We start from the raw sequence: 16,101 nt of genomic DNA on the forward strand, positions 1-16,101 counted from the left end.
TTTGAGCGCGATGACATCGCGCTCTAGGCGGGTCTGAAGCCCGCTTGTTCCAGCGCCTTGCGGCCCGCCTCCGATGCCAGCGCTTCGAAAAACGCCTGCACCGCCGGTCGCCGCTTGCGCGCCGTCACCAGTGCAAAGTCATAATGCTCTTCCGCCTGCGGAATGAAACCGAGCCCGGATGCATGCGCCACCGGCGCAATCGTCATACCCCAGTCGGCGCGATGCTGCGCCACGGCCGCGGCAACCGCATTGTGCGAGCGCGGCTGATTCCAGTAACCGTCGGGCCGCGCTTCTCCCAGCAGGCGGTCGATCAGGATGCGCGTGCCCGCGCCCTGGTTGCGGTTGACCATGATGCAGGCGGGATCTGACAGCGCGGAGCGCACCGCTTCCTGCGCAGTCAGCCCCTCGAAACGTTTATCGCCCTTGCGGAACACGATGCCCTGCATGCGCCGCCAGCCGGGCACCAGTTCGAGGCCCTCGCCGAGGAACGGCGTGTTGTAGGTCTCGGTCTTCTCGTCGAACAGATGGATCGGCGCAAAGTCGCATTCGCCGCGCCTGGCCGCCGCCAGCCCACCAAGGCTGCCGACCGCGATCGAGCGCACCACCAGACCTGCATGCGCGAGCGGCGCGGTGACGAGATCGAGCCCGGTGCAATGGCTGCCGACGATGACAAGATCAGGCACACGCACATGCGGCGTGAATAGCGTGACTTCCGTTTGCGAGCCCGCCGGCATCTGGTCCGCCAGCGCCTCGATCTTCAGAAAACCGTCGGCCTGCGCGAACGAGGTGATTGCGCCGCTTCCCTTGCCGGTGGGATAGGCGATCAGGCCCTCAGTGCCTTCCACCAGCGACACCATCACGAATTCGGTGCGGCCGAGTTCGGAAGCGATCCGCACCGGCACCCTCGCCGTCACCTTGGCATCCGGGCGCGGCGGCAGGCCCGCCATCCGGCGCAGCACCGGCACGATCATGTCGTGAAAGGTGAACATCGCCGAGGTCGGAAAGCCCGGCAGGATGATCACGGGCTTGCCGTCACAGACCGCAAGACACAGCGGCTTGCCCGGCTTGAGCGCCACGCCATGGGCGATGATGCCGGGCTTGCCGAGCTGGCCGATGATGCGATGAGAGACATCGCCTGCGCCTTTTGAGGTGCCGCCGGACAGCACCAGCATGTCGCTGGTGGCGAGCGCCTCGCGCATCGCTGCTTCCAGGGCCGCCTCGTCATCGGGGATGGCGCCGAGAAATGCGGCCTCGCCGCCGTTCTCGTTGATCGCCGCCGTGACGATCGCGCCATTGGTATCGTAGATCGCGGCGGGGCGGAGCGGATGGCCGGGCTGCACCAGTTCGTCACCGGTGGAAATGACGGCAACGCGCGGCCGGCGCGCGACGGAAATTTGCGCGATGCCGCACGCGGCCAGCATGCCGATCTCACGCGAGCCGATAACAGTGCCAGCGCGCAACAGCGCCTCACCGCGCGCGATATCCGAGCCGGCATAGGAGATGAACTGCCCCGGGGATGCAGCGCGGCGGATTTCAATCGCGCGCGAGCCTGACGGCTGGGTATGCTCGACCATCACGATGGCATCGGCGCCGCGCGGCACCGGACCGCCGGTGGCGATCGGTGTCGCGGTGCCCGACAGCACAGGGCGCGTCGGCGCGATGCCGCAGGCGATCACCTCGTCGTTCAGGATCAGCCGAACCGGCGCAGCCTCGCCCGCGGACGCGAGATCGGCAGAGCGCACGGCAAAACCGTCGACATTGGAACGGTCGAACGGCGGCACGTCGATCGGCGCAAAGATATCCTCCGACAGCGCGCAGCCTAGCGCATGCGCGAGGCTTCGTTGCTCGCCCGGCACGGGGCGCGGAAACAGCGCGGCCTCAAAGCGCACCAGCGCTTCCTCACGCGACAAAATCGTCAGGAACTGGTCCTGATCGATGCTTTCGCGGTTGTTGGACGCAGGCGCCTTCGCGTTGGTCATGGCAAACTCTTGTTCACTCCCGCAGCATATAGGCATCGACCGGCGCGTTTGCCGCAAAGCCTTCCGAGCCGCCGGGAACCACCAGAAAAGCTTCGGCGCGAGAAATCGTTTCCAGCGACAATTCGCCCGTCGCCAGCGGCACCCACATGCCTCGGTTTTGCTCCAGCAGCACAATCTCGGCGATGCCGACGCTCGACGCAACCTTGCGCGCCAGCGGCAAAGTGAGCGTCTCGCGCGGCCGACAACCCGACAGGCGATCGAGCACCGGCAGCGCCAGCGTCCACCACGCGGCGCATGCCTGATCCGGCGCCCCCGGCAGCGCGATGACAGGCGTCTTGCCGATCCTGCCGACCGCGGTTGTCCGGCCCGGCTGCAGCGCGATGCCATGCGCGATCACCTCGCCGCGCTGCGCCAGCGCCGCAACAGCCGCGTCGGTGCGGCCAACGCCACCTCCGCCGATCGTCAGCAGCAGGTCGCACGCGCCGGCATCGAGCGCTTGCGCGATCGACGCCGCATCGCGCGCCACCGCCTCCATGCGAGAAACCTCGGAGCCCGCGGCGCGAGCGCCTTCCGCAATCAAATCCGCCGTGAGCGTGCCGCCGGGCACGTTGACGATGCGCAGGCGCGGCCGCCGCACGCGCAGCTTCATCAATCCCGCCGCGCGCGCGATCAGGAGATCGCGCGGCGAGACGAGTCTTCCGGCGGCGACGGCAGGACTCCCTTCGCCGATATCGCCGCCGGCGCGGCGCACGCTCTGACCCGGGATGGCTTCCGCCAGCACCTGAACGATCGGGCTGGATCGATCGACCGCGTCGGCATCGAGTACGCAGTCGCACCCCTCCGGCATGGCGTCGCCCGCCTCGACCCAGACCAGCGAAGTCGTGAGCGGCAGCGGCGCATAGGACGAGGCACCGACCAGATCGCGCGCGCGGAATGCAAAACCGTCACTGGCAGCGATGTCCCGCCGCGGCAGCGCGCGCAAGGGCGGCATGTCGGCAGCGACGACGCCGAGCGCCTCGGCCAGCGGCAGCTCCACTGGCGCCACCGGCTCCAATCCGTTCAGCAATGCATCGCGCGCCACCTCGAGGGGCGTGAGCGAAGCCGGCAGGCGCTGGGGTGAGATCATCTTCCGCCTATGCCCTGAATCGGCTTCGAAATACAGAACCAAATACCGCTATCACATTGCGGCATCATCCCTTTGACTCGTTGACGGAGAAGAGAAATAGTTGCAAATGGAACCAATCAGAGCGGCACAACCGCCAACGGCCGAGCGCCGGTTCTCCAGGGAGGAACAGAATGCTTGCCAGGAAATTTGCCGTGCTTGCGGCCTGCGCCGGAGCGATGCTCGCATCATCAGCGGCGCTCGCGCAGGTGTCGGATGATGTCGTCAAGATCGGCGTGCTGACCGACATGAACGGCCCGGCCTCGACGCCGACCGGCCAGGGCTCGGTCACCGCCGCGCAGATGGCGGTCGACGATTTCGGCGGCAAGGTGCTGGGTAAACCCATCAGCGTCATCACCGGCGATCATCAGCTCAAGGCCGATATCGGCAGCAGCCTTGCGCGGCGCTGGTACGACGTCGATCAGGTCGACCTGATCGTGGACGTGCCGGTTTCCGCTGTTGGGCTCGCGGTGCAGACCGTCGCCAATGAGAAGAAGAAGCTGTTCATCACCCACTCCACGGGTTCAGCCGACTTCCACGGCAAGTTCTGCTCGCCCTATGCCATTCAATGGGTGTTCGATACGCGCGCACTGGCGGTCGGCACCGCGCAGGAAGTCGTCAAGCGCGGGGGCGATAGCTGGTTCTTCATCACCGACGACTACGCCTTCGGCCATTCGCTGGAACGCGACGCTTCGGCCGTCATCACCAAGAACGGCGGCAAGGTGCTCGGATCAGTTCGCCCGCCCTTTGCAACGCCGGACCTGTCGTCCTTCGTGCTACAGGCGCAGGCCTCCAAGGCCAAGATCATCGGCATTGCCGCAGGTCCCCCTAACAACATGAACGAGATCAAGACCGCCGGCGAATTCGGCATCTTCAAGGGCGGCCAGCAGATGGCGGGCCTCCTGGTGCTGATCACCGACGTTCACGGTCTCGGGTTGCCGGCAGCGCAGGGGCTTCTGCTCACAACGTCGTTCTATTGGGACATGGATGAGAAGACCCGTGAATGGTCAAAACGCTACTTCGCCAAGATGAACCGGATGCCGACGATGTGGCAGGCCGGCGTCTACTCCTCCGTGATGAACTACCTCAACGCCATCAAGGAGTCCGGCACCGACGAGCCGCTGAAGGTGGCGGCGAAGATGCGGGAAAAGCCGATCGAGGATTTCTTCTCCCGCAACGGCAGGCTGCGCGAGGACAATCTGATGGTGCATGACCTCTGGCTGGTGCAGGTCAAGAAGCCGGAAGAGTCAAAATATCCGTGGGATTATTACCAGGTCCTCGCCAAGATCTCGGGTGAGGAAGCGTTCGGTCCGCCCAATCCGGAATGCTCGCTGGTGAAGAAATAAGTCTCGCGTCCCGGACGCGGTGCAGCGTTCTTCACGCTGCTCCGCAGAGCCGGGACCCACAACGCCGCAAAGGTGGACCCCGGATCAGCAGCGCATCACTTCGTGCTGCGCAGCATCCGGGGAACGCCCCAAAGGGCGAGCGTTACTTCGCCACCCCGATTTCCCGAAAATACTTCATCACGCCCGGATGGATCAGCTCCGCCTTCGGCGCCGCCGCTACCGTATTCGCCGCCGTCGTCTCGCAGGCCTGCGCCAGCTTCTTGCACAGCGCGCCTTCGGCTCCATGCAGCGCGCGCGCCAGCCGGTAGGCGACATCGTCCGGCAGGCTTTCGCGCACCAGCACATAACTCCACGAGCCGATCGACGGAAGCGCCGCGGTCTGGTTCGGATAGCTGTTCGCCGGCACCGTCAGCGTCTTCAGGAACGAATGCTTCGCCACGACGCGCGCAATCTGGCTGGAGTCAGGCGCGATGAAGCGCGCACCACCGGGGCTTTCCGCCATGGCCTTGAACCCCGGCCAGCCGACGCCGGCGCCCCAAAGCGCGGCGGCGCGGCCGTCCTGAACCATCGCGGGACCATCGCCGGCGCGGTCGAGATAGATCGACTGAAAGTCCTCGTCCTGTTTCAGTCCGATACCGTCGAGCATGTAGCGCGACATGATCGGCAGGCCGGAGCCCTTGGCGCCGAACACCACCGGCTTGCCGACAAGGTCCTGGATCGTCTTGTACGGGCTGTCCGCACGCACCACGAACATGCCCGGACTTGAATAGATCGCGGTCAGGATCTTGATCCTGGTCGCCGGCCGTCCGATCCCCATGAAGGCTTCATAGGCCGGCTCGCCCGCCACCAGCGCGATATCGAGCTTGTCGTTCTCCAGCAGCGGAATGTTCTCGTTGCTGCCCTTGGTGTTGCGCGGCTCGATCGCAACCTGCGGATCGGCTTCGTTCATGACCGCGGCAAAGGCATCGCCATAGAGCGGAAAGCCGCCGCCCGGCGTTGCGGTGCCGAGACTGATCGTGGTCTTTGAAATGGCCTTGCCTCCCTCTTGCGCCGCAGCAGCGCTTGTCAACAACATCACACCGGCACAAACGACATGAGCAAGTTTCATTCTGAGGCTCCCGGGCATTGTATGCGGGAAGTGACCAATGATCGTGCAGGACTGCTTGTAGGCAAAGTGGAATTTTTGTGAAAGCATCCCACCACCGCAACGACAAGAAAATGGGAAACAGCATGAGCGGACTTTTGCGTACTTCGATTTTTGCCCTGTTCTGCCTTTTCAGCCTCGCTTCCCCCTCCTCAGCCGCCGACTACCCCAACCGCCCCGTAAAGTGGGTGATCGGCTTTGCCGCCGGCGGCCCGGTCGACATCGTGGCGCGCATCATGAGCCAGTGGCTGTCGGACCATTTCGGCCAGCAGTTCGTGGTCGAGAACCGCACCGGATCCGGCGGCAATATCGCCGCCGCCGCGGCCATCTCCTCGCCGCCCGATGGCTACACGCTGCTGTTTGTGGCGCCTAACAATGCGATCTCGACTTCGCTGTACAAGAAGCTGCCGTTCGACTTCCTGCGCGACACCACGCCGGTCGCGAGCATCATGCAGCTCACCAATATGCTGGTGGTCTCCAACGAATTTCCGGCGAAATCGGTGAAGGAGTTCATCGACTACTGCCACGCCAACCCCGGCAAGATCTCCTACGCTTCATCCGGCAACGGTACCTCGGTGCACATGTCGGCCGAGCTGTTCAAGGCGATGACCAAGTGCGACATGCTGCACGTGCCCTATCGCGGCTCGGCGATCGCCTTCCCCGACATCATCTCCAACAAGGTGCAGTTGATCTTCGATAACCTGCCTTCCGCGCTGGAGCAGGCCAAGGGCGGCAATGTCCGCGCGCTCGGCGTCACTTCGCCCAAGCGCTGGCCGACCGTGCCCGACGTTCCCGCCATCGCGGAAACCGTACCGGGCTTTGAGTCGGTCGGCTTCTACGGCATCTCCGCGCCCAGGGGCACGGCGCCGGAAATTGTCGATATCCTGAACAAGGCCGTCGCCAAGGCGCTGAAGGATCCGAAGCTGATCGCCCGCCTTGCCGAAGTCGGCGGCATCCCGAGGGAAATGGCCCCGGCCGAGTTCGGCAAGCTGGTCGCAGACGAGACCGAGAAATGGCGCAAGGTGGTCGAGTTCGCCGGGGTTTCGGTGGATTAGCAAAAAACGCGAAAACAACCCCATGCACAGTAGAAACGGCCCCGGCATTGCCGGGACGCGCCCATCCCTGTAAACGGTCCCGGCACCGCACGCGTGCCGCCGGCCGGCGGCCGCCCCGCGGCGGGGCCTGTAGCTCAATGGTTAGAGCCGGCCGCTCATAACGGTCTGGTTGCAGGTTCGAGTCCTGCCGGGCCCACCAACAAATCAATCACTTAGCCGACCTACATTCCGCCGTCCGCCAGGGTACCGCACCAGAAACACCGTGTGTTGTCCCTCATTGCCGCCTTCAAGTGCTCTCAAGCTAGCGCTTCACATTCGATCTGGCCATCGTGTCTCACTCTTGATCGCAGATTCGGCGGTGTTATCGCGCGGACCGGCTAAACAGCGCTTTTCGCCCCTGTCGTTGAACGGTCCGTTAACGGTCGGCATATTTTGGAAGTGTCCGACCTGGCACAAAACAGCCTTGCGTCGCGACCATTCCTGCTTTCGCTCTGATGAGGTTACCCGGACGGCTGGTGATGGTCATGCCAATGTCGCGCGATCTCGCTCCGGCGACAGATCCAGACGCGGTCGTGTCGATTCACATGGTCGAGAAACCGTTCCAGTCCGACCGCACGTCCGGGATGGCCGACGATTCGAAGATGCAGTCCGACCGACATCATCCGAGGCGCGACTTCCCCTTCGTGGTACAACATGTCGAAGCTGTCGCGGAGCATCTCGAAATACTCGTTTGCTGTCGCGATCGATCCTCGGATGAACTTGGCGTCATTGGTAACAAGGCTGTACGGCACGACCAGGTGCGGCCGACCTGCCACGCGCACCCAGTAAGGAAGCTCGTCATTGTAGGCATCGGAGTCGTAGAGAAAGCCGCCCTCCTCCGCTATGAGCCGCCTCGTGTTGGGTCCTGGTGAATAGCGGCAATACCAGCCGAGCGGGCGCTGTCCCACAGCTCGCGTGAGACTTTCGACGGTACGGGCGATCCGATTTCGCTCTGTTGTCTCGTCGAGCTCCGCATGGCGTTCCCAGCGCCACCCATGGGCGCAAACGTCCCAGCCGCGCGTAACAATGTCGGCCGCTGCTGCCGGATTTCGCTCCAGCGCAAGGGCACATGCCATCGCCGTCGCGGGCAGGTTTCTCTCGCCGAGGATGCGCGACAGGCGCCAGTACCCGACGCGGCTGCCATACTCAAACATCGATTCCGCCGCGAGGTCGTGTCCGCCTGGACTAGGAGCGTCTATCAGACCGCCTTCGCTGTCACTATCGCCATCTGCGATCGATGGCTCGGATCCCTCCTCGTAGTTGACCACAAAGTTCAGCGCGAGGCGAGCGTCACCCGGCCATCTCGGATGCGGCGGCCGGCCGCCATAGCCGATGTAATCGCGCTCGCGCCCGACAGGTGTGCTCATGGCATCTTCTCCGATATGGCGGCGATGGTGACGTGGCGGTCGACTGGAAAGGTTACGGTATCGTCGGCGCAGCCCTTGGCAAGGGAAACGACGAAGTCCGCCGCGCTGCCAAGGGCGACCATCGCGTGATGCCAGACATTGCGACGGTAGACGATGCCTTGATCGCCCCGCGCAATGAAGGCCGCCGTTAAATGCATGTTCGGCTCCCCGCTTGCACGACCAGGGCACACAACGACGAGGAATCCGCGGCAGGCGAGCGGACTGAACAACTGCGCTGAGTGCGGGTGCCGCTCCATCGCCATGACGCGCAGCGGCAGGCTGCTCGGCTCTGCCAGACGGTAGGTCCACAGAAGCCGCTCGGGAGCCAGACCATCCGTCTCGAACGCGGACGCAATCATGCGCCGCGGCGACGTGCCGGCGTGTTCGATGACTTCGCCGAATGGCGCGAAGGCCGCCGCCGAGAGCGGACGTGGCCGGATGACGAGTTCGCGCGACATGCGACCTCCGGGTCTGACCGCGATTGGCGGGCCTATACGGCCCCTCCGGCTGTCGCGATGAATTTCTCCGCGAAGATCGACGACGCGGGGGCACCGAACTCGGTGACGATCGTCCGCGCCCGCTCGGTCATCGCCGGGGGGCCACAGAGATACACATCGGAGTTTGCGGCGCTCTCGGCGTCGATCAGATCCGTTACGAACCCACAATGCAGATCAGGCTTGCCGGTCCCCTCCGCAACGGCGATTCGAAAATCGAAGCTCGGGAGCACCTGTCGGAACTTTGCGAGTTGATCCAGGAGAAACAAATCGTCCGTGCGGTTAACGCCAAAGCAGAGCGCGACAGGCCTGTACTCCTTCGATGCGATCATCTGCGACAACATCGACGTCATGGGCGCGACACCCGTGCCGCCCGCTACCATCAGAACCGGTCGCTCGCCGCTGCGCAGATAGAAAGTGCCTTGTGGACCCCGGCATTGAATGACATCGCCGGGCGCCGCGCGCTCCGCCAGATAACGCGACATGATCCCGTCATCCAGCAGCCGAACGAAGAACTCCAACACGCGCTGCTCGCCAGGCGCATTCGCCATCGAATAGGACCGCCATTCCGACGTCCCGGGCACCTGGAGATTAACGTACTGCCCCGGCAGGAACTTCAACGCGCTCAATCCCAGCATCCGGGCGGAAATGCCGACCACGGAACTGCTTAGGCGGTCGATGCGCTCCACCTTGATCGAGAACGGCTTTGCCGCGATCAGCTTGCCGCGTTCATAGGGAAGGTGAACCTCGAGATCGGTCGCAGCCGCGGCGACGCAGGGCAGAATTTCACCTGCCTCCACTTCGCCGGGGCTGAGCGAGATCGAGGACAATTCGTCGTACTCGATCTCGCCGGCAAGACAGGTCGACCGGCAGGTCTGGCAGTCCCCGATTTCGCAATCGGAGGCTAGCGCGATGCCGGCGCGCCGTGCCGCCGCGAGGATTGTCTCTCCGCTCCTGGCGGCGAACACCGCACGGTCGCCATCGGCAAAGCTAAGCGTTACGGTCGGCATGCATTCGGCTCCTCTCGAAGAGCGCGCCTTAACGGGCGAGTGCGAACTTGCCATCCTTGACCGTGAGCAGAACGACGCTGTCGGCCTTGGCGCCGAAGTGATCGTCCGGTCCGTAGGAGTAGACGGCGGTCACTCCGACATACTCTTTTAGGCCCTCGATGGCGTCGCGGATCTTGGCGCGGTCGGTGCCGCTCTTGCGGATCGCCTCGGCAAGCATGTTGACCGCGTCATAGGCGTTGCCCGCGAAGGTGGCCGGCGGCTTGCCATATTTGGCCTGATAGTCGCGCACGAAGGACGAGAGCGGCGATTTCTGCGGATCGTTTTCCTTCAAGGAATCGATCACGTAGATCTTCGATGACGGGATCAGGATGTCTTCGGCCGACCCGCCAGCCAGCCGCAGGAAATTGAAGTCGTTAGCGGCGTGCGACAGATAGAGCGGCGCGGTCAGGCCGAGCTGCCGGTAGTTCTTCACTGCAATAGCCTGCCCCGGACCGGTCGCCCAGACGACGACCGCATCGGGGTTGGCGCTGCGGATCCTGGTGAGCTGTGGGGTCATGTCCTTGTCGTCATTGCCATAGGCCTGCTGCGTCACGATCGTGATGCCGAACGAGGCGGCGTTCTTCTCCAGTTGCTCGCGACCGCTGGTGCCAAACGGGGAGTCCGCGTTCAGTAGCGCGACGTTCTTGACGCCACGCTGTTTCATATCGGCCATCATCACGCTCTGGACGAGGACGTCGGTCAGGGGCGACAGGAATATCCACTTCTTGTCCTGCGGCGGAAGCACGATCCCGCGCGAGCCCCCGTTTGAGATCATTGCGGTCGAAGCCCTCTGCACCGTATCGATGATCGCGTAAGAAGAGCCGCTGTTCATCGGCCCGACCAGCCCGACCACCTCGTTCTGCTCCAGCAGCCGCTTGGCCGCCGTCACTGCCTTGGTGTTGTCGCCTTCGGTATTGAGGTTGATCAGTTCGAGCTTCTTTCCGCCGATACCGCCCTTCGCGTTGATCTGCTCGACCGCGAGCATCGCGCCATCGAGACCGGGCTGGCCGAGCGAAGCGATCGGCCCCGACGTCTCCAGAAGACCGCCGATCTTGATGGTCTCCTGTGCCTGCGCAGTCGAAATCGCCGTCATCACGAGCAGCGAAGCCAATACGGACTTGATCATGGTCACCCCCTCTTTCGTAAGGTCAGATTCAACTCAAGCGTCGTGATCGCCGTGGCGAACAGGTCGAGCGGCGGACGATAGATGCCACCGCCGATGCGGCCGCCTTTGCCGCTGCGATCGAGAATGCCAAGGACGATGTCGGGAGCAGCTCCCTGCTCGGAGATACTTCGCGCCGGCATGCCGAGGCGGACGCGGCTCTGCTCGAACGCGGGGTGCTGCATCGGCAGAAGGCCCGCAAGTCCACTCGGCACCGAGCCGGCGCTGGGCAATGACACCGATGTCATTGCGCCGAAGCCCATCGCATCGACCAACGCGCTGTCGCCTACGGCGCCGAGCCGGTCTTCTTCCTGATAGCCGGACAGCAGGCTACCCGAGGGTGGCGTCGCCGGGGCCACGAACCATTGCCCGGTCCGGCCACCCAGTTGCAGCCCAACCTCTGTGCCGTTGCCGCCAAGCGCAGTGATCACGCTGCTGTGCTCGCCCTCGCCCGCTCGCGCGATGCATTTGACGGCAGCCATCCAGAGATTGAGGAAGAAGCCCGATGCCTTGTCGAGGAAGCGTCGCTCCGGCGTGTCGCCGCCGAGCCGCGGCGCGAGCACCTGTACCAGCCGGCTCGTCGCCGCGGCCGTCCGCGAATGACAGTCGTCTCCATCCGTCAGTGCCGCGTCGGCAATATCGATCAGCGGAACATCGCGGTCAGCGATGATCTCCAGCGTGGAGGCGAGATTGCCGTTGATCCATCGCAGATGCGACAACACCTGCTGGCCACGCAGGCCAAGGCGCTGCGCGAGCGCCATGCCGCCGTTGAGCGGGCTGAAGGCAACGTTGTCCGGGTCTTGGGCGTCCGCGACGATCTGAACCGCCATGTTGGGTGACAACACGGCGGCCAGCGGCACCATCGCACCGTGGTCCTGTGCAGGCAGGAGCTTCACGTCGCCGCGCTCGAGCATCGCTGCCGCCGAATCCACATCCCTGGCCCAGCCTTCATACAAGATCGCCATCACAGCGCTATTGACGAGCGGCTGCGCGATCCCACCGGGGCGGACAGGCGGTCCCGCGTGCAGGATAGCGCGGCCGGGAAATGCAATGACGTCGCTCGCCAGCGTGACGCCGCGCCAGACTGGGCGGACCGCATGCATTCGCTGCAGCGCATCCCGGTCGGCGGGATGAAGGTCGGATTGGGTCGCGCCGGAGGTCGATGCTGCGAGATGTTGCGTCACATCGACCTCCTTACACCGCCACCGCACGGACGCCTTGAGCTGCGCGTTCCAGCTCCCGATCGCCTGATCCGAGATAGGCCTCGGTGATACGGGTGTCCTCGAGCAGTGAGCGTCCGGAGCCCTGCGCTGCGACCCGGCCGTTGGCAAGCACATAGCCGCGATCGGCGATGCCAAGCGCCGCCGACACGTTTTGCTCGACGAGCAGGATGGTCAGCCCGTCGTCGCGCAGCCTTTCTACACAACGCAGGATTTCGGCGAGAACCTGCGGCGCAAGACCTAGTGATGGCTCGTCGAGCATCAGCAGGCGCGGTTCGCCCATCAGCGCGCGGCCGATTGCCAGCATTTGCTGCTGGCCGCCACTCAGCGTGCCTGCAAGCTGCCCGGCACGCTCCTTGAGCACGGGAAAAAGCTGATAGACAGCCTCAAGCCGCTCCGCGAAAATCCGCCGCTCGGTCGCGCTACGCCACATCACATGCCGGAATCCTTCGGCGCGCCGGCGGGCGTAACGTCCGGCGGCGAGGTTCTGCAGCACGGTCAGGGACGAGAACAATGCGCGCCCCTCCGGCACCAGGTTGATCCCGCGCGCCACCGCACGATCTGCGGATTCGCCGCGCAGGTCGACATCGTCGAACGTCATGCGGTCGGCACGGGACGCCTCGACCCCCGCAATCGCGCGAAGCAGACTGCTCTTGCCGGCACCGTTGGCTCCGACCAGTGCGACGATCTCGCCCTGCCCGACGCCAAGCGAGACGCCGTCAAGCGCTGCCAATCCGCCATAGCTGACGCTGAGATTGGAGACGTCGAGCAACGGCTTTGCGGCCACAGCCCGGGATGGCGCTGTCCTGGCCGGTACGACGCCGCGCTGGCCGAGATAGGCCTCGAGCACGCGCGGATTGCTCCTGACCGCAGCGGGCTCGCCGTCCGCGATGATACGCCCTTGGTCCAGCACGAGGATGCGGCGCGCGATCCGGCTCACCAGCGGCATGTCGTGGTCGATGAACAGGATCGTCTTGCCCGAGGCGGAGAGCGCCAGGATGATATCGCCGAGCACACGCTTCTCGATGTCATTTAGCCCTGCGCCGGGCTCGTCCAGCACCAGCATCTGTGCGCCGGATGCCAGCGCCCGTGCGATGCTGAGCAGGCGGCGTTGGCCGGCCGTCAGCACTGATGCCGGTTGACCGGCTAGCTCGGCCAGCCTGACAGTTGCGAGATGCTGATCGGCCTCGGCACGAAGCACGCCGTGGTCGAGCAGCGCGCGGCCCCGCCCTAACAGCGACGGCAGCAGGCCAAGCTGATGATGAGACACACCGCCGATCATGACGTTCTCGCGCACGGTCAGGCGCTGGAAGGGTTCCGCAGCCTGGAATGTGCGCACCAGTCCATCCGCCACAATGCGGTGCGGGGCGTTGCCGGTGATGTTGCGGCCGCTGAAATGGACGGTTCCGCCCTGCGGGGTGATCTCTCCCGACAAGACATTGAGCAGCGTGGTCTTGCCGGCGCCGTTCGGGCCAATCAGCGCCACCAACTCATTCGGCTGAATGCTGAAGCCGACATCGGTCAGCGCCTTGAAGGCACCGAATCGGACGGACGCGCCATCCACCGTCAGGAGGGGCTCGGTCACGGCGCACGCCCTACATTCACGATCCGCAGACCGCGCCCGAGCAGCGCTGACAGGCCGTGCAACAACCCGTTCGGGCAATAGATCACGCTGACCACCAGCAGCACGCCATAGGCGACGACATCGTAGGCGCCGAGCGGCTTCAGGAGTTCGCCAAGCAGCGTGATGAAGATGACGCCAAACAGCACGCCCCAGACGTCGGCGAAGCCGCCGATCGCAACCATCAGGAGCAGCTTCACCGAAAAGCCGACATCGAACGGCCCGGGGCTGAGGTAGCCTACATAATGGGCGTAGAGGCTGCCGCCGAGTGCGCAACAGAGCCCGCTCACCATCATGATCAGACGCTTGATCGACTGCACGTTGTTGCCGACCGAGCCCGCGACGCGTTCATTCTCGGAGATGGCCCGCATCGCGAGTCCCGTCGGCGAAGCGATCAGGTTCTCGGCGCAGACGATCGCAATGATCGTCACCACCCAGACTGCCGGCAGGAAGACGAAGTCGCCATTGAGCGTATAGCCGAACAACGCCAGCGGCGGGATTCCCGTGAGCCCGTTCGGGCCGCCCGTCACATCGTGCAGTTCGACGAATCCGACCTGCACGATGATCCCGAACGCCAATGTCGCCATCGCGAGGTAATGGCCCTTGAGGCGGAAGACGAGCCAGCCGATCGCCCAGGCGATGACGGCCACCAGCGACGTTGCGAGGATGACATCGAGCCAGGCGGGAACGCCGAACCATTTGCCAATCAACGCCGCGCCATAGGCGCCGAGCCCGTAGAAGGCGGCATGTCCGAGCGAGATCTGACCGGTATAGCCCGCAATCAGAGCGAGCCCGATCGCCGGCAGAGCCTGCAGGCCGATCACAACGAGAAGGCTGACAAGGTAGCCGCTGCGGGAGGCCGCGCAGAGTACGAGCAGCGCAATCAGAGCCGGGATGCGCCAGCTTGTCATGCGCGCACCCGTTCGTATTCGCCGAGCAGCCCGCCTGGCCGGAATAACAGGAAGCCGAGCAGCAGCGCAAAGGCGATCGCATTCTTGTATCCCGAGCTAACATAGCCTGCGGAGAACGCCTCGAGCACGCCGAGCACGATTCCGCCTAGCGCAGCGCCGATTGGACCGCCGAAGCCGCCGACGATGCAGGCGACGAATCCCTTGATCCCGAGCTGCAATCCCGTGTCGTACTGCGTGAGCGCGATCGGCGCCACAACGATACCTGCGATAGCCCCAAGCGCGCCGGACATCACGAAGCCGACGAGGCTCATGGTCTCGACCTTCATGCCGACGAGCCGCGCGGCGAACGGATTCATCGCGCAGGCGCGAAACATCTGGCCGAGGTATGTCCTGCGGAACAGCAGGTCGAGCGCGACCATGGCTACCGCAGCCGTGCCCAGCACCCACAATGACTGCGGCATCACGGTGGCGCCGAACATATGGAGAAGCTTTTCACCGGAGAAGGCCGGCAGCGGCTGCGCGTCCGTACCCCAGATGATGGCGGCTACGCCCTGCAGAACGACGCCGACACCGATCGTCACGATAATGCCGCGCATGACGTCGCCGCGCACCGGCTGGACGGCGCTGCGCTCGATCAGCACCGCAACGACGCAGGTGATCAGGATCGCAAGGATAATGGCGAGCCACATCGGCGCGCCCGCGCTCTGGATCGCGATGGCGCTCATCGCGCCAACCATCGCGAAATCGCCCTGCGCGAAATTGACGATGCCGGTGACATTATAAATGCAAGTGAAGCCGACGCCGATCAGCCCGTAGATGCTGCCGACGACCAGTCCACTGATGAGAAACTGCAATGCGTCGGACATCGGGCCCCCTTTCGCTAGACCTGCATCCAGGATTCGGAAAACGCCAGGAATGCCGTGCTCTTGCGCGTGCCCGCAAAGTCGCGTTGCACGACCTTGCCCGACAGCGGCCGACCATTGAGCGTGACCGAGCCGTCTCCCGCATCGAGGAACAGGCTGTACATCTGGTGGATCTTGGTCGGCCCGTTATCGGCCGGCATGTCGACCGCATAGGGAGTGCCGAGATTCTTCCAGGTTGCGACGACCTCGACGTCTCTGGCGCGCACAATCTCCGAGTAGGTCGATAGCGTGCTGCCCTCGCGGCGGCACTCGGTCAAAGGCAGATGGGTGACGGCCTGGATGCCCGGAGAGACGCGGAAGGAAGCGAATGTCGAGAAGAACTCCGCGATCAGATACCGCGCCAGGGGCTCGTTGTCGCTGATGCAGAAATTGGCGACATTGGGAAAGCCCTGCGCGACACCGGGCTTGTCGAGCACGACAATGCCGCTGCCCATGCCATGGCTGGAATAGAAGATGCGGAAGAAGCACATCAGGCCGGTCCAGGGACCGTCCTGAGTGTCCTTCAGATAGATGCCGGGATTCTCGCCGGTCCAGGCGACCGGGCCGGGATGGATAGGACTCCTGTTCGCCACAGCGACTTCTCCTTGTCT

General features: G+C 64.4%; 14 protein-coding genes and 1 tRNA gene. 3 read left to right on the forward strand and 12 right to left on the reverse strand.

Annotated elements, in window-relative coordinates; translation table 11 throughout:
- Positions 1–23 precede the first annotated feature (23 nt).
- Together JQ628_RS16510 and JQ628_RS16515 are read right to left on the reverse strand one after the other, a co-directional pair.
- Positions 24–1,979, reverse strand: a complete 1,956-nt coding sequence (locus JQ628_RS16510; protein WP_212223768.1) for a molybdopterin biosynthesis protein — start codon at positions 1,977–1,979, stop codon at positions 24–26.
- Between the two features lie 13 nt (positions 1,980–1,992).
- Positions 1,993–3,105: a molybdopterin-binding protein gene (locus JQ628_RS16515; RefSeq protein ID WP_212223770.1), complete on the reverse strand. Its 1,113-nt coding sequence runs from the start codon at positions 3,103–3,105 to the stop codon at positions 1,993–1,995.
- 170 nt (positions 3,106–3,275) lie between these two features.
- On the opposite strand from JQ628_RS16515, the gene JQ628_RS16520 reads away from it, so the two are divergent.
- The gene (locus tag JQ628_RS16520) at positions 3,276–4,487 is read left to right on the forward strand and encodes an ABC transporter substrate-binding protein (RefSeq protein ID WP_212223771.1); all 1,212 of its coding nucleotides are present in this window, start codon (positions 3,276–3,278) and stop codon (positions 4,485–4,487) included.
- A gap of 142 nt (positions 4,488–4,629) precedes the next feature.
- Here the strand turns inward: JQ628_RS16520 and JQ628_RS16525 are convergent, their stop codons facing one another.
- Positions 4,630–5,595 (reverse strand): TAXI family TRAP transporter solute-binding subunit, encoded by a 966-nt coding sequence (locus JQ628_RS16525; protein ID WP_212223772.1) that lies wholly within the window; start codon positions 5,593–5,595, stop codon positions 4,630–4,632.
- Positions 5,596–5,717: 122 nt separating this feature from the next.
- On the opposite strand from JQ628_RS16525, the gene JQ628_RS16530 reads away from it, so the two are divergent.
- Together JQ628_RS16530 and JQ628_RS16535 are read left to right on the forward strand one after the other, a co-directional pair.
- Entirely contained in the window at positions 5,718–6,686 is a 969-nt protein-coding gene (locus JQ628_RS16530) for a Bug family tripartite tricarboxylate transporter substrate binding protein (protein WP_212223773.1), read from the forward strand.
- A gap of 123 nt (positions 6,687–6,809) precedes the next feature.
- Positions 6,810–6,885, forward strand: a tRNA-Ile gene (locus JQ628_RS16535).
- Between the two features lie 301 nt (positions 6,886–7,186).
- Here the strand turns inward: JQ628_RS16535 and JQ628_RS16540 are convergent.
- From JQ628_RS16540 to JQ628_RS16580, 9 genes are read right to left on the reverse strand one after another with little or no spacing between them, the layout of a single operon-like run.
- Positions 7,187–8,092 carry an allantoinase PuuE gene (locus JQ628_RS16540; RefSeq protein WP_212223774.1) on the reverse strand — a complete coding sequence of 302 codons (906 nt, stop codon included), beginning with the start codon at positions 8,090–8,092 and terminating at the stop codon, positions 7,187–7,189.
- Positions 8,089–8,589 (reverse strand): ureidoglycolate lyase, encoded by a 501-nt coding sequence (locus JQ628_RS16545; protein WP_212223775.1) that lies wholly within the window; start codon positions 8,587–8,589, stop codon positions 8,089–8,091. The genes JQ628_RS16540 and JQ628_RS16545 overlap by 4 nt, the downstream gene beginning before the upstream one ends.
- Positions 8,590–8,621: 32 nt before the next feature.
- The gene (locus JQ628_RS16550) at positions 8,622–9,689 is read right to left on the reverse strand and encodes a 2Fe-2S iron-sulfur cluster binding domain-containing protein (RefSeq protein WP_349628071.1); all 1,068 of its coding nucleotides are present in this window, start codon (positions 9,687–9,689) and stop codon (positions 8,622–8,624) included.
- Positions 9,664–10,800: an ABC transporter substrate-binding protein gene (locus JQ628_RS16555; RefSeq protein WP_249127971.1), complete on the reverse strand. Its 1,137-nt coding sequence runs from the start codon at positions 10,798–10,800 to the stop codon at positions 9,664–9,666. Before JQ628_RS16555 ends, JQ628_RS16550 begins: the two co-directional genes overlap by 26 nt.
- 2 nt (positions 10,801–10,802) lie before the next feature.
- The gene (locus JQ628_RS16560) at positions 10,803–12,020 is read right to left on the reverse strand and encodes a DUF1116 domain-containing protein (protein ID WP_212223780.1); all 1,218 of its coding nucleotides are present in this window, start codon (positions 12,018–12,020) and stop codon (positions 10,803–10,805) included.
- A gap of 10 nt (positions 12,021–12,030) precedes the next feature.
- Positions 12,031–13,641 (reverse strand): ATP-binding cassette domain-containing protein, encoded by a 1,611-nt coding sequence (locus JQ628_RS16565; RefSeq protein WP_212223781.1) that lies wholly within the window; start codon positions 13,639–13,641, stop codon positions 12,031–12,033.
- Positions 13,638–14,588, reverse strand: a complete 951-nt coding sequence (locus JQ628_RS16570) for a branched-chain amino acid ABC transporter permease (protein WP_212223782.1) — start codon at positions 14,586–14,588, stop codon at positions 13,638–13,640. The genes JQ628_RS16565 and JQ628_RS16570 overlap by 4 nt, the downstream gene beginning before the upstream one ends.
- The gene (locus JQ628_RS16575; RefSeq protein ID WP_212223783.1) at positions 14,585–15,454 is read right to left on the reverse strand and encodes a branched-chain amino acid ABC transporter permease; all 870 of its coding nucleotides are present in this window, start codon (positions 15,452–15,454) and stop codon (positions 14,585–14,587) included. The genes JQ628_RS16570 and JQ628_RS16575 overlap by 4 nt, the downstream gene beginning before the upstream one ends.
- A 14-nt stretch (positions 15,455–15,468) precedes the next feature.
- A complete protein-coding gene (locus JQ628_RS16580; protein ID WP_212223784.1) occupies positions 15,469–16,083 on the reverse strand; it encodes a hypothetical protein in 615 nt (204 codons plus the stop codon).
- Between the last annotated feature and the right edge of the window lie 18 nt (positions 16,084–16,101).

Origin of the sequence: Bradyrhizobium lablabi (genome assembly GCF_018129385.1) — a bacterium.
GTDB lineage: Bacteria > Pseudomonadota > Alphaproteobacteria > Rhizobiales > Xanthobacteraceae > Bradyrhizobium > Bradyrhizobium lablabi_C.

Coding starts and splice junctions, on each gene's coding strand:
- JQ628_RS16510 (WP_212223768.1), bottom strand. CDS start 1,979: ATGACCAACGCGAAGGCGCCTGCGTCCAACAACCGCGAAAGCATCGAT.
- JQ628_RS16575 (WP_212223783.1), bottom strand. CDS start 15,454: ATGTCCGACGCATTGCAGTTTCTCATCAGTGGACTGGTCGTCGGCAGC.
- JQ628_RS16550 (WP_349628071.1), bottom strand. CDS start 9,689: ATGGCAAGTTCGCACTCGCCCGTTAAGGCGCGCTCTTCGAGAGGAGCC.
- JQ628_RS16520 (WP_212223771.1), top strand. CDS start 3,276: ATGCTTGCCAGGAAATTTGCCGTGCTTGCGGCCTGCGCCGGAGCGATG.
- JQ628_RS16570 (WP_212223782.1), bottom strand. CDS start 14,588: ATGACAAGCTGGCGCATCCCGGCTCTGATTGCGCTGCTCGTACTCTGC.
- JQ628_RS16545 (WP_212223775.1), bottom strand. CDS start 8,589: ATGTCGCGCGAACTCGTCATCCGGCCACGTCCGCTCTCGGCGGCGGCC.
- JQ628_RS16525 (WP_212223772.1), bottom strand. CDS start 5,595: ATGAAACTTGCTCATGTCGTTTGTGCCGGTGTGATGTTGTTGACAAGC.
- JQ628_RS16530 (WP_212223773.1), top strand. CDS start 5,718: ATGAGCGGACTTTTGCGTACTTCGATTTTTGCCCTGTTCTGCCTTTTC.
- JQ628_RS16515 (WP_212223770.1), bottom strand. CDS start 3,105: ATGATCTCACCCCAGCGCCTGCCGGCTTCGCTCACGCCCCTCGAGGTG.
- JQ628_RS16540 (WP_212223774.1), bottom strand. CDS start 8,092: ATGAGCACACCTGTCGGGCGCGAGCGCGATTACATCGGCTATGGCGGC.
- JQ628_RS16555 (WP_249127971.1), bottom strand. CDS start 10,800: ATGATCAAGTCCGTATTGGCTTCGCTGCTCGTGATGACGGCGATTTCG.